The 12,856-nt window shown below is 70.0% G+C and carries 13 protein-coding genes; 5 read left to right on the top strand and 8 right to left on the bottom strand.

Translation table 11 applies throughout. From position 1 onward, the window contains the following. Positions 1–52 precede the first annotated feature (52 nt). Positions 53–541 carry a cupredoxin domain-containing protein gene (locus D3869_RS12380; RefSeq protein ID WP_137140287.1) on the bottom strand — a complete coding sequence of 163 codons (489 nt, stop codon included), beginning with the start codon at positions 539–541 and terminating at the stop codon, positions 53–55. A 161-nt stretch (positions 542–702) separates the two neighbouring features. On the opposite strand from D3869_RS12380, the gene serB reads away from it, so the two are divergent. Continuing rightward, the gene (gene serB / locus D3869_RS12375) at positions 703–1,599 is read left to right on the top strand and encodes a phosphoserine phosphatase SerB (protein WP_137140286.1); all 897 of its coding nucleotides are present in this window, start codon (positions 703–705) and stop codon (positions 1,597–1,599) included. 82 nt (positions 1,600–1,681) lie between these two features. Here the strand turns inward: serB and D3869_RS12370 are convergent, their stop codons facing one another. From D3869_RS12370 to hflK, 4 genes are all read right to left on the bottom strand, one after another. Beyond that, positions 1,682–3,211, bottom strand: coding sequence for a DegQ family serine endoprotease (locus tag D3869_RS12370; protein WP_137140285.1), 1,530 nt, complete (start codon positions 3,209–3,211; stop codon positions 1,682–1,684). Positions 3,212–3,468: 257 nt separating this feature from the next. Continuing rightward, on the bottom strand, positions 3,469–3,657 hold the full coding sequence (locus D3869_RS12365; RefSeq protein WP_137140284.1) for a DUF2065 domain-containing protein: 189 nt from the start codon (positions 3,655–3,657) through the stop codon (positions 3,469–3,471). Positions 3,658–3,777: 120 nt separating this feature from the next. Continuing rightward, positions 3,778–4,725: a protease modulator HflC gene (gene hflC / locus D3869_RS12360; RefSeq protein ID WP_137140283.1), complete on the bottom strand. Its 948-nt coding sequence runs from the start codon at positions 4,723–4,725 to the stop codon at positions 3,778–3,780. A gap of 11 nt (positions 4,726–4,736) precedes the next feature. After that, positions 4,737–5,927 carry an FtsH protease activity modulator HflK gene (hflK, locus tag D3869_RS12355; protein WP_137140282.1) on the bottom strand — a complete coding sequence of 397 codons (1,191 nt, stop codon included), beginning with the start codon at positions 5,925–5,927 and terminating at the stop codon, positions 4,737–4,739. A 184-nt stretch (positions 5,928–6,111) separates the two neighbouring features. On the opposite strand from hflK, the gene apbC reads away from it, so the two are divergent. Both apbC and D3869_RS12345 read left to right on the top strand, forming a co-directional pair. Then, positions 6,112–7,284: an iron-sulfur cluster carrier protein ApbC gene (gene apbC, locus D3869_RS12350; RefSeq protein ID WP_137140281.1), complete on the top strand. Its 1,173-nt coding sequence runs from the start codon at positions 6,112–6,114 to the stop codon at positions 7,282–7,284. A 185-nt stretch (positions 7,285–7,469) separates the two neighbouring features. Next, on the top strand, positions 7,470–9,278 hold the full coding sequence (locus tag D3869_RS12345) for a monovalent cation:proton antiporter-2 (CPA2) family protein (protein WP_137140280.1): 1,809 nt from the start codon (positions 7,470–7,472) through the stop codon (positions 9,276–9,278). 30 nt (positions 9,279–9,308) lie between these two features. Here the strand turns inward: D3869_RS12345 and D3869_RS12340 are convergent, their stop codons facing one another. From D3869_RS12340 to D3869_RS12330, 3 genes are all read right to left on the bottom strand, one after another. Then, complete coding sequence (locus D3869_RS12340; protein WP_137140279.1) at positions 9,309–10,103, bottom strand: ABC transporter ATP-binding protein; 795 nt, start codon at positions 10,101–10,103, stop codon at positions 9,309–9,311. Further along, entirely contained in the window at positions 10,100–10,999 is a 900-nt protein-coding gene (locus D3869_RS12335) for an ABC transporter permease (protein WP_114861373.1), read from the bottom strand. The genes D3869_RS12340 and D3869_RS12335 overlap by 4 nt, the downstream gene beginning before the upstream one ends. Before the next feature lie 142 nt (positions 11,000–11,141). Further along, positions 11,142–12,110, bottom strand: a complete 969-nt coding sequence (locus tag D3869_RS12330) for an ABC transporter substrate-binding protein (RefSeq protein ID WP_137140278.1) — start codon at positions 12,108–12,110, stop codon at positions 11,142–11,144. Positions 12,111–12,190: 80 nt separating this feature from the next. Here D3869_RS12330 and D3869_RS12325 point away from each other — a divergent pair, with 80 nt between their 5' ends. After that, positions 12,191–12,382, top strand: a complete 192-nt coding sequence (locus D3869_RS12325; protein WP_137140277.1) for a hypothetical protein — start codon at positions 12,191–12,193, stop codon at positions 12,380–12,382. Positions 12,383–12,442: 60 nt separating this feature from the next. Next, positions 12,443–12,844, top strand: a complete 402-nt coding sequence (locus D3869_RS12320; RefSeq protein WP_137140276.1) for a DUF983 domain-containing protein — start codon at positions 12,443–12,445, stop codon at positions 12,842–12,844. The last annotated feature ends 12 nt before the right edge of the window (positions 12,845–12,856 follow it).

Here is a 12,856-nt window from a genome sequence, read left to right as displayed (position 1 = left end):
CAGCGTATGGCAGGGGAAGGCTCGGCTTGGCAAGGGCGACCGGTGCGGGGCCTCAGCGAACCGTGATCGTCCCGGTCATGCCGAAGCTGCTGTGCAGCGGTTCGTGGCAGGCCAGGTCGTAGGTTCCGGCCTGGATCGGGATGAAGTCCACCACGTCGGTCTGTCCGGCGGGTATCTCCAGATTCACCAGGGCCGGCGTCTCGACGGCGCCTTGCGCGGTGGTGACCCGCCGCACCGCGATGGCCTTGAAGAAGCCTTCGGAGGTGAAGGTGTGCGCGACGCTCCCGCCGTTCTCCAGCGTCAGGCGGTACGGCGTTCCCCGCTCGAAGGCCAGACGGTCGGGCTGGAACCGGAACTCGTCCAATTGAACCGTCACGGGGCGGGCCTGCGCCCAATCCACCGCCGAGACGCGCGCCGCCACGTCGCCGACATAGCCGGGCGGCGGGCGCTGCGCCAGATCAGTCCCGGCGCCGCATCCGGCCAACAGCAGGGTGAAAGCAAGAATGGACGGGGTAAGAAGGGTGGCAGGCCGCTGGATCATGGACGAACCCTCCCGCGATTTGAGCGGAAACACGGCGGGAGGCGCCCGGGTCCACGACGCGGAATGTCTATGACGCTTGGCGGAGTGGGTTGGCGCAAACTCCCGGCTGTGCTAGGGAGCGCGCGCGCCCTTCCCCACGGCTCTTCCAGGATCGCCCCGCCATGAGCGCTGTCGTTACGCTGATCGCCGCCGCCTCCGCCGTTCTCGACGAGCAGGCCGTGCAGGCCGCCCGCGCGTCCCTGACCGCGCTGGGGGCCGACACCGCCAAGCCGGACTGGCTGGCGCCGGACCGCGCCTGCGACATCGCCGAGGAAGGGCTGGTGCCCGAGCAGGCCGAAGCCGCCGTGCGCCGCGCTCTTGATGGCCTCGCCGTGGACGTCATCGCCCAGAAGCCGGGCAACCGGAAGAAGCGCCTGCTGGTCGCCGATATGGAATCGACGATCATCGAGCAGGAGATGCTGGACGAGCTTGGCGATTACGTCGGGCTGAAGGACCACATCGCCGCGATCACCGTTCGCGCCATGAACGGCGAGATCGACTTCAAGGGCGCGGTGCGCGAGCGGGTCGCCCTGCTGAAGGGCCTGAACGAGAGCGTCGTCGACGAGGTGTGGCAGCGCGCCACCCTGATGCCGGGCGCCAAGACTTTGGTTTCCACCATGCGCGCCAACGGGGCGACCTGCGTGCTGGTTTCCGGCGGCTTCCGCTGCTTCACGGAGCGGGTGCGCCAGTGGGTCGGCTTCGACGACGACCGCGGCAACGTGCTGGAGGTGGTGGACGGCATCATGACCGGCGCGGTGGTCGAGCCGATCCTCGACAAGGACAGCAAGCTGGAGGCCCTGCTCGCCTACGCCGGAGAGCGCCACGTCCCGACCGTCGAGACGATGGCCGTCGGCGACGGCGCCAACGACCTGCCGATGCTGCTGGCCGCCGGGCTGGGCGTCGCCTTCCACGCCAAGCCGACCGTGGCCGCCCAGGCCCGCGCCCGCGTGGACCATGGCGACCTTACCGCCCTGCTGTTCGCCCAGGGCTACCGGATCGGGGAGTTCGTGGAGGGCTGACCCCCACCGACGCACCTCACAAAGCGAAAGGGCACCGGCGGGAGACCGCCGGTGCCCTTTTCGTTTGGGGATAGCCCCCGGATCAGCCTTGGCTGAGCGGGATGGCGACGAAGCGCAGGTCGCCGTGGCGGTCCACCAGCAGCAGGATGGACTTCTTGCCCTGCTCCTTCGCCTTCTGGATCTTGGACGTCACGTCCTCCGGCTTGCGGACCTCCTCCTGGCCGACCTCGATGATGACGTCGCCGGCGCGGATGCCCTTCTCCGACGCGGTGGAGTTGCCCGCCACCTCGGTCACCACCACGCCCTTCAGCTCGGGCTTGATCTCGAACTGCTGGCGCAGCTCCGGGGTGATGTTGGTCAGCTTCAGGCCCAGCGTCTCGGTCGGCTTCTGGGCCGGAGCCTGCTGCGGCTGGCGGCGCTGTTCCTCCGGATTGGCGGCGAGAAGGCCCGATTCCTCGGCGGCCTCAAGCTCGCCAACCTTCACCTGGAGCTGCTGCGACTTGCCCTTGCGCCACACCTCGACCGGCACGGCCTTGTCGATCGGCGTCTCGGCGACGACGCGCGGCAGGCGGCGCATCTCGTTGATTTCCTTGCCGTCGAACTTGGTCACCACGTCGCCCGCCTGGATGCCGGCCTTGGCCGCCGGACCGTTCGGGGTGATCGAGGCGACCAGCGCGCCCTTGTGGCCCTGCAGGCCCAGGCTCTCGGCGATCTCCGGGGTCACGCCCTGGATGCGCACGCCCAGCCAGCCGCGGCGGGTCTTGCCGTACTCGCGGAGCTGCGCGACCACCTGCTTGGCGAGGTTGGACGGGATGGCGAAGCCGATGCCGACCGAACCGCCCGACGGCGAGAAGATCGCCGTGTTGATGCCGATGACCTCGCCGTTCAGGTTGAACATCGGGCCGCCGGAGTTGCCGCGGTTGATCGAGGCGTCGGTCTGCAGGAAATCGTCGTAGGGGCCGGCGTTGATGTCGCGCTGGCGGGCCGAGATGATGCCGGCGGTGACCGAACCGCCCAGGCCGAACGGGTTGCCGATGGCCAGCACCCAGTCGCCCACGCGCATGGCGTCCGAATCGCCGAAGGGAACGGCGACCAGCGGGTGGTTGGTGTTGATCTTCAGCAGGGCGACGTCGGTCTTCGGGTCCTTGCCGATCAGCTCCGCCTTGATGTTGGTGTCGTCCTGCAGGATGACGGTGATCTCGTCGGCGTCCTGGATGACGTGGTTGTTGGTGACCACGTAGCCGTTCTTGGCGTCGATGATGAAGCCGGAGCCGAGCGAGGTCGACTTGCGCGGCTGCTGCGGCTGGTCCTGCTGCTGGCGGTCGAAGAAGTCGCGGAAGAACTCCTCGAACGGCGAGCCCGGCGGGAACTGCGGCATCTCGGGACGGGCGCCCTGCTGGCGCTGCGGCACCGCCTGGCTGGTCGAGATGTTGACCACGGCGGGCAGCAGCTTTTCCGACAGGTCGGCGAAGCTGGTCGGCGCCGGGCGCGACTGGGCCATGGCGGGGGTGCCGACGGCGGCGGACAGCCCCAACAGGAGAGCGGCGATCAGCGGCACGACGCGCAGCCGGCGGCCGGGTTCGGCGCGGTGGATGGGGTGGTTCGGGTTCAACTCAGCTCTCCCTGCCGGACATCCGGCACCTTCTTGTTCCAATCGGCCATCTGTTCCAATCGGCCCGCGGCTTCATGCGAATCGCGGTCCGAGGGGGCGCGTCACCGATCCGTGTGCCGGATGTAATCCCCGCGCGTCACCGCTTCAAGCAAAGGCGCACGGGTCCCATCCGCCACGGAGGACGCGCGAGTATAGAAGTCGGAGTATGGCCGGAAAATGGCGGCGCGGTCCAGCGACGCGCACGCGGCAAAAGGGTGTCAGGCACCCCGCAGAAGCCAGACGAATCCGACGCCGGCCATCGCCGTCACCAGCCCGACGGCGCGCAGCCGGTTTTCCGGCATCGTCAGCGCTTCGACGATCAGACGCCGCATCGCGGACGGGAACAGCGCGTAGAGCACGCCCTCGATCACCAGGACCAGGGCCAGCGCGGTGAGGAGATCCGTCATCGGTCGGGCGGCATGTCGGAGGAGGGATACAAGGTGGGAAGAAAATTGGGGTGGGGGAACGGGAACCCCCACCCCGCCCCCTCCCCCGGGACGGGGAGGAGGGGAGACGAGCGCGCCGTCTTACTGCTGCTGGGCGGTCGCCGGGGCCGGAGCCCGCTGCGGCGCCGGAGCGCTGCCCGAGGCCGGCGCCGGCTGGCCGTTGCCGCCGCCGGTGATGTCGCCGAAGTAGCGGAAGAACTCGCCGGTCGGGGACAGCACCATGGTGGTGTCGTCCTTGTTCAGCGACTTCCGGTAGGCTTCGAGCGTCCGGTAGAAGCTGTAGAACTGCGGGTCCTGCGACGTCGCCTCGGCGATCATCTTCAGCGCCTGGTTGTCGCCCTCACCGCGCAGGATCTGCGAATCGCGCTGCGCTTCGGCCAGGATGACGGTGCGCTCGCGGTCCGCGCGGGAGCGGATCTGCTGCGACTGCTCCTGACCCTGGGCGCGGGCCTCGGCGGCTTCACGCTCACGCTCCGACCGCATGCGGGCGAAGATCGACTGGCTGGTCTCCTCCGGCAGGTCGGCGCGGCGGATGCGGACATCGACGATCTCGATGCCGAAGCGCTTCGCCTCGTCGTTCACCTGCCCGCGGATGTCGTTCATCACGCGCGGACGCTCGTCCGACAGGATGGCGAGCAGCGTCACGCTGCCGAGAACGCGGCGCAGCGCCGAGTTCACGATGGCGTTCATCCGCGTCTCGGCCACCGCCTCGTTGCCGGCGGTCTGGTAGAAGCGCAGCGGGTCCAGGATGCGGTAGCGCGCGAAGGCGTCCACGTCCAGGCGCTTCTGGTCGGCCAGGATGACCTGCTCCACCGGCGGATCGAGGTCGAGCACGCGGCGGTCGAGGATGCGGACTTCCTGGATGAAGGGGACCTTGGCCTTCAGGCCGGGTTCGCGGATGACGCGCATCGGCTCGCCGAACTGGAGGACGAGCGCCTGCTGCGCCTCGTTCACCGTGAACAGCGAGGCCGAGGCGAGCACGCCCGCGGCGAGGATGCCGATGCCGGCGACCAACAATGTGCGGTTCATGGCATCCCTCCTCAACGGGCCGGCGGCTGGCCGGCGGGCCGCGCCGCGCCGTTCGGCGACGGCGCGCCAGCCGGGGCCGGCTGAAGCTGGTTGAGCGGCAGATAGGGAACCACGCCCTGCGCGCCCTGCGCGTTGCCGTCGATGATGACCTTGTTCGCGCCGCGCAGGATCTCTTCCATGGTCTCCAGATACATGCGCTTGGCGGTCACGTCCTTGGCCGTCGAGTAGGCGTCGAAGACCTTGCGGAAGCGGTCGGCGTCACCCTGGGCCAGGTTCACGACCTGCTCGCGGTAGGCGGAGGCTTCCTGGATCAGCCGCTCCGCGTCGCCTCGGGCGCGCGGGATCACGTCGTTCCGGTAGGCCTCGGCCTCGTTGCGGGCGCGTTCGCGGTCGGCGCGGGCGCGCTGCACGTCGTTGAAGGCGTCGATGACGGGCGACGGCGGGTCGGCCTTCTGCAACTGCACCTGCGTCACCTCGATGCCCGCCTCGTAATCGTCGAGCATGGCCTGGAGGAGCTGGCGGGTGGAGGTTTCGATCTGCTGGCGGGCCTCGGTCAGGGCCGGCTGCAGGTCGGTGCGGCCGATGACCTCGCGCATCGCGCTTTCCGCCGCCTTCTTCACGGTGGCCTCGGGGTCGCGGATCTTGAACAGATACTCGCCCGCGTCCTTGATGACCCAGAAGACGGTGAAGTCGATGTCGATGATGTTCTCGTCGCCGGTCAGCATCAGCGATTCGTCGGGAACGTCGCGGTCGCCGCGGCGGCCGTCACCGGCCGAGCGGTAACCGACCTCGATGCGGTTGACGCGCGTCACCTTGGGCATCAGCACCGTTTCGATGGGCGACGGCAGGTGGTAGCGCAGACCGGGCTGTTCGGTGCGCACCCACTGGCCGAAGCGCAGCACGACGCCCTGCTCGTCCGCCTCGACGCGGTAGATGCCGCTGGCCAGCCAGACCACGGCCAGCAGGCCGACGACGAGCGCGATGCCCCGGCCGCTGCCGACGCCGCCCGGCATCACCCGCTTCAGGCGGTCCTGGCCGCGGCGCAGCAGATCCTCCAGGTCCGGCGGCTGCGGCCCTCCGCCGCCGCCGCCACCGCCGCCACCGCCACCCGGCGGACGGCCCCACGGATTCTGACCGCCACCACCCGGCGGAGGACCCCAGGGGCCGCCACCGCCGCCCCCTCCCTGATTGCTCCACGGCATTCCGTTCGTTCCCCTTCGCGCTCTCTCAATTCTTGGGACGGAAATTCCGGAAAACAAATCGTTCCCGGACCGTCCGATCCCTTTACCATTATTGTCCGCCGGCCCTATAGTGCCCATCCCATTCGGGGAAGGATTTCACCGACGGATATCCGCCAATATCGGGAAGGAAGCGGAGTTTTCAACCATGGCGCAGGTCAGCGAAGCTCAAGTCCTTGACGCTCTGAGGACGGTTGTCGATCCGGAACGGGGCAAGGACGTCGTCAGCCTCGGCATGCTTTCCGGCCTTGTCGTGCGTGACGGGCACGTCGCCTTTTCGATCGAGGTGGACCCCAAGCGCGGCGCCCAGGCCGAGCCGGTGCGCCACGCCGCCGAGAAGGCGGTGGAAGCCCTGCCGGGCGTCCTGTCGGTCACCGCGGTCCTGACCGCGCACCGGCCCGCCGGCCAGGGCGCGGCCCCGCAGCAGGGCCACGGGCATTCTCACGGCGGCCATTCCCATGGCGGCCAAGGACATTCCCACGGCCATTCCCATGGGCAGCCGACGGAGCAGAAGCCGCTGGTGCCGGGCGTGAGGGCCATCGTCGCCGTCGCGTCGGGCAAGGGCGGCGTCGGCAAGTCCACCACGGCCAGCAACCTCGCCCTCGCCATGGCGGCGAACGGGTTGAAGGTCGGGCTTCTGGACGCCGACATCTACGGCCCGTCCATGCCGCGCATGCTGGGCATCTCCGGCCGCCCGACCAGCCGCGACGGCAAAATCCTGGAGCCGATGGAGAACTACGGCATCAAGGTGATGTCGATGGGCTTCCTGGTCGCCGAGGACACGCCGATGATCTGGCGCGGTCCGATGGTGATGAGCGCGCTCCAGCAGATGCTGCGCGACGTCAACTGGGGCACGCTCGACGTTCTGGTGGTGGACATGCCGCCGGGCACCGGCGACGCCCAGCTCACCATGGCGCAGCAGGTGCCGCTGGCCGGGGCGGTCATCGTCTCGACCCCGCAGGACATCGCCCTGCTCGACGCCCGCAAGGGGCTGAACATGTTCCGCCGCGTGGACGTGCCCGTCCTCGGCATCATCGAGAACATGAGCTATTTCTGCTGCCCCAACTGCGGCCACCGCACGGACATCTTCAGCCACGGCGGCGCCCGCAAGGAGGCGTCCGACCTGGGCATGGAGTTCCTGGGCGAAATCCCGCTGCACCTCGACATCCGCGAGACCTCCGACCAGGGCCAGCCCATCGTGGTGTCCCAGCCCGAGTCGGAACACGCCAAGGCGTACCGCGGAATCGCCAAGCGCCTGTGGGAGAAGATCGCCGGCGAGCAGGGTCCGGCGCGGGCGGCGCCGCGGATCGTGGTGTCGTAAGGGAAGTACTTGCCCCCACCCTTCCCACGGCTGGCGCCGCGGGCCCCTTCCCTCCCCCGCTTCGCAGGAGAGGGAGTTTTGTCCCCTCCCCTGCGATAGCGGGGGAGGGTTAGGGAGGGGGCAATGTTTTGCCGGGGGCTACCGCCCCCTATATTCCGTCCCTCGACACAGCGCGGACGGGGCCGATGCCGGATTTCGTGACGTTGGTGGTGCTGCTGGCCGCCGTGGTCCTGGCGGTGCCGGTGGCCAAGCGGATCGGCTTCGGCGGGCCGCTCGGCTACCTCGCGGCGGGGCTGGCCATCGGGCCGGGCGGGCTCGGGCTGGTGACGGACGTGGAGGCGATCCGGCACGTCTCGGAACTCGGCGTCATCATGCTGCTGTTCCTGATCGGGCTGGAACTGCGCCCCGCCCGCCTCTGGGTGATGCGACGATCCGTCCTGGGGCTCGGTGGCGCACAGGTCGCGGTGACCACGGCCCTGATCGCCGTCGCAGCCATTGTCCTGCTGGGATTCACCCCCGCCGCCGCCGCGGTGACCGGATTCGGCCTCTCCCTGTCCTCCACCGCCATGGTGCTGCCCATGCTGGCGGAGCGGGAGCTGCTGACCACCAACGCCGGGCGCAGCGCCTTCTCCATCCTGCTCTTCCAGGACCTCGCCATCATCCCGGCGGTGGCGCTGCTGCCGCTGCTCGGCCACGGCGCCGGGGAGGTGCCGGACGCCGGAACCGCGTGGCTGGCCGTGCTGAAGGCCGGGGGGGCGATCGCGGTGATCCTGGCCGGCGGGCGGTACCTGCTGCGCCCGGTGCTGCGCATCGTGGACGGCGCCCGCACGCCGGAGATCTTCACCGCCACCGCCCTGCTGATCGTGCTGGGCACCGCCCTGTTCGCCGCCTGGGCGGGGCTGTCCATGTCGCTCGGCGCCTTCATGGCCGGAGTGCTGCTGTCCGATTCGGAGTACCGGCACGAGGTGCAGGCCGACATCGCGCCGTTCGAGGGGCTGCTGCTCGGCCTGTTCTTCGTGTCGGTGGGCATGGGGGCCGATGTCGCGGCGCTGATGGCCGAGCCGGTGCGCTACCTGTCGCTGGCGCTCGGGCTGATGGCCTTGAAGGCGGCGGCCTTGTTCGGGCTGGCCCGCCTGTCCGGCCTGCGTCCGGGCGGGTCGGTGCGGCTGTCCACCGTGCTGAGCCAGGGGGGCGAGTTCGGCTTCGTGCTGTTCGGGCTGGCCGTCGGCGTCGGGGCGATGACCGGGGGACAGGCGGCGACGGCCATGCTGGTGGTCACGCTGTCGATGATCGCCACCCCCTTCGTCTTCGCGGCGGAGGAGCGCTGGCTGGCGCCACGGCTGATCGTGAAGCCCGTCCGCCCCTACGACACCATCGCGCCGGACGGCGAGCCGCCGGTGCTGATCTGCGGCTTCGGCCGGGTCGGGCAGATCGTCGGCCGCGTGCTGCGGCTGCGCGGCATTCCCTTCACGGCGCTGGAGCAGAGCACCGAGCAGGTCGACGTCGTGCGGCGATTCGGCAACAAGGTCTATTACGGTGACCCGTCGCGGCTCGACCTGCTGCGCGCCGCCGGGGCCGACAAGGCCAAGGTGCTGGTGGTGGCGCTGGCGGACATGGAGCAGTCGCTGCGCGTGGTCGAGCTGGCGACGCGCCACTTCCCCCACCTCGTCATCCACGCCCGCGCCCGCAACCGCCGCCACGCCCATTTCCTGATGGATCGCGGGGTCACGCATTTCGTGCGCGAGACCTTCGACTCCAGTCTGCGGCTGACCGGCGGCGTGCTGGAATCGCTGGGCCTGCCGCCGGAGGAGACCCGCCACACGCTGGACACCTTCCGCGAGCATGACGAGCGCACGCTGATCCGGCAGCACGCCGTGCATCACGACGAGAACCGCCTGATCCAGACCTCCCGGCAGGCCGCCGCCGAGCTTCAGGCCCTCTTCGAGGCCGACCGAGAGGAACCGGAGCAGGAGCGCGACCGCAAGTCCGTCTGACGCCCCTCCCCCGCCTCTGCCGATCAGACCTCAGCCGATCAGCAGGCTGTCGTCGGTGATGTCCTCGCCGCGCTGCTTGGCGAACAGCGCTAGCAGGTGCGGCACGTCCAGACCGGCGCGCTGCTCGCCGGACACGTCGAGCACGATCCGGCCCTCGTGCAGCATCACCGTGCGGTCGCCGTAATCCAGCGCCTGCCGCATGGAGTGGGTGACCATCAGCGTGGTCAGCCGGTTCTCCTCGACGATGCGGCGGGTCAGGCCGAGCACGAACTCCGCCGTTCCGGGGTCGAGCGCCGCCGTGTGCTCGTCGAGCAGCAGGATCTTCGACCCGGCGAGCGTTGCCATCAGCAGGCTGACCGCCTGCCGCTGCCCGCCGGACAGCAGGCCCATGCGGTCGTGCAGCCGGTTCTCCAGCCCCAGCCCCAGCTCCGCGATGCGCTCGCGGAAATGCCGGCGGCGGTCGCCACGCAGGGCGAAGCCCAGGCCGCGGCGGCGCCCGCGGGCGGCGGCCAGCGCCATGTTCTCCTCGATGGTCAGCGCGGTGCAGCTTCCGACCATCGGGTCCTGGAAGACGCGGGCGACCAGCGAGGCGCGCTTCGGCGTCGCCCAGCGGGTGACGTCCACCCCGTCGATGGCGATGCGGCCCTCCTCGGCGATCACGTCGCCGGCCAGCGCGCCCAGGAAGGTGGACTTGCCGGCGCCGTTGGAGCCGATGACGGTGACGAACTGCCCTTCCGGAATCGTCAGGTCGACGCCGCGCAGGGCGTGCTTCTCCAGCGGGGTGCCGCGCCCGAAGGTGACGTGGATGCCGTTGACCGTGATCATCGGACGGCCTCCCTCTTCTTCGACGCGGCTTTCAGCCGCATCCGCGGCAGGATCAGCGCCACCGCGACCAGGACGGCGGTGACGAGGTTGAGGTCGGAGGCCTGGAGCCCGATGGCGTCCGCCGACAGGGCCAGCTGGACCGCCAGCCGGTACAGGATGGAGCCGACGACGCAGCCGACCAGCGCCCACAGCATCGCGCGGGCCGGAAGCACCGTCTCGCCGACGATCACCGCGGCCAGACCGACCACGATGGTGCCGATGCCGGTGGTCACGTCGGCGAAACCGTTGGTCTGGGCGAACAGCGCGCCGGCCAGGGCGCACAGCCCGTTCGACAGGGCCATGCCGGCGTAGATGTGGAAGTCCGTCTGCACCCCCTGCGCGCGGGCCATCCGGGCGTTGACGCCGGTCGCCCGCATGGCGAGGCCGAACTCGCTGTTCAGGAAGCGGGCCAGCAGCAGGACGATCACGACGACCACGACCAGGACCACGAGCGGCCGCACCACATGGTCGGGCAGCCCCAGCCCGTAGAAGGGCGTCAGCACCGTGTCCTGCATCAGCAGCGCCACGTTCGGGCGGCCCATCACGCGCAGGTTCACCGAGAACAGCGCGATCATCGTCAGGATGCTGGCCAGCAGGTGCAGGATCTTGAAGCGGACGTTCAGCGTCGCCGTGACCAGCCCGGCCATCGAGCCGGCCAGCGCCGCGACGAGGCTGGCGATCCACGGGTTGACCCCGGCGACCAGCAGCGTGGCGCAGACCGCCGCGCCCAGCGGAAAGCTGCCGTCCACCGTCAGGTCCGGGAAATCGAGCACCCGGAAGGACAGGTACACGCCAAGGGCGACCAGCGCGTACACCAGCCCGATCTCGACGGCCCCGAAAAAGGCGATTTCACTCATGATCGGTCCTTGGGAAGTGTCGCGTCGAGCCCCCACCCAAACCCTCCCCCGCTCCGCAGGGGAGGGCTTTCTCCTCCCCCTGCGAAGCGGGGGGAGGTTGGGAGGGGGGCCCGTCTCAACCACTTCCCCTCAACGAAACAACTTACTGCCCGACCACCTTGGTCGCGCGCTGGGTCACCGCCTCGGGAATGGTCACGCCCATCGCCGCCGCGGATTTCGGATTCACGAACAGGTCGGTGCCCTTGGCGAAGGTCACCGGAACGTCGCCCGGCTTCTCGCCCTTCAGGATGCGGACCACGGCCTCGCCGGTCTGGCGGCCGACCTGCCGGTAGTCGAAGCCGATGGAGGCCACAGTGCCGCGCGCCACGCTGTCGGTGTCGGCGGAGAAAACCGGCAGCTTGGCCTGCTGGCCCACCGCGACGACGCTCTCCAGCGCCGAGACGACCGTGTTGTCCAGCGGCACGTAGATCGCGTCGGCCTTGCCGACGAGGCTGCGGGCGGCGGGCTGGGCGTCGGCGGACTTGGTGGCGGTCGCCTCGACCACGGTCAGCCCGGCCTTCTGCGCCTCGTCCTTCAGCGCCTTGACCAGCGAGACGGAGTTCGGCTCGCCGGCGTTGTAGAGAACGCCCAGACGCTTGACCGACGGCACGATCTCGCGGATCAGCGCGACATGCTCGGCCACCGGAGCCATGTCCGACACGCCGGTGACGTTGGCGCCGGGCTTGTCCAGACTGCGGACGAGCTGCGCGCCGACCGGGTCGGTCACCGCGGTGAAGACCACCGGAATGTCGCGGGTCGAGGCGACGACCGCCTGGGCGGAGGGGGTGGAGATCGGAACGATCACGTCCGGACGGGCGCCGGCGAACTGGCGCGCGATCTGCGCGGCGGTCGCGGGGTTGCCCTGGGCGCTCTGATACTCGACCTTCAGGGTGTCACCCGGCGTGTAGCCCGCGGCCTTCAGCGCCTCGACCACGCCATCGCGCGTGGCGTCCAGCGCCGGATGCTCGACGATGGCGGTGATGGCGACGGTCTTGGTCTGGGCGAAGGCGGCGGCGCTGGTCAGCGCGACGGCGGCCGTGGCGGCGGCGAGAAACAGGCGGGTGATCGTCATGGCTCCAGGCTCCCGGAGGGGGTTTGTGCATCCCGTAGACGCCCAGGGGCCGGTCCGTCAACTGCCGGAGCAGGAATCCGATGAGCGAAGACCCACGCGACGCCCGACTCCAAGCTCTCGAATCCGCCATCGCCGACATCGAGGCGGAGGCCCGCGCCGCCGCCCACGCCCTGTGCGCCCATGAGCTTCAGATGCGGCTGGAGAACATCGCCCGCCGCGTGGAGGCCCTGCGCGCGGCGCAACCCCGGGGTGCGGGCGACGGAACGGCGTGACGATCGGTCGCTCCCTCCCCATATGAGGCCCTTCGGGGAGCGGAACGCGGGGGTACGGTCATGACGGCGGAAGACAGGGCGGCGGTCGAAGCGGAAGACGGGACGCGGTCGAAGACGACGGCGGCGCTGCGCGGGCTGATGGGGCAATGCCCGGCCTGCGGACGCGGGCGCCTGCTGCGGAACTACCTGAAGCCGGTCGACCATTGCGCCCATTGCGGCGAGGCGTTCGGCCATCTGCGCGCCGACGACGCCCCGCCCTGGATGACCATCCTGATCGTCGGCCACATCATCATCCCGGCCGTCCTGTCGGTCGAGCAGAGCTACGAGCCGGCGACCTGGGTGCATCTCACCATCTGGCCGTTGCTGACGCTGCTGCTGACCGGCCTGCTGCTGCCGCGCTGCAAGGGCGTGGTGCTGGGGCTGCTGTGGAGCACCGGCGCGCCGGGGTCCGAGCGCGCCTGAGCCTCAATCGAA

The sequence above is a fragment of the Azospirillum brasilense genome (genome assembly GCF_005222205.1).
Lineage (GTDB): Bacteria > Pseudomonadota > Alphaproteobacteria > Azospirillales > Azospirillaceae > Azospirillum > Azospirillum brasilense_G.
Note: the sequence above shows the minus strand (reverse complement) of the source record. Positions and strands in the feature narration are given on the sequence as shown.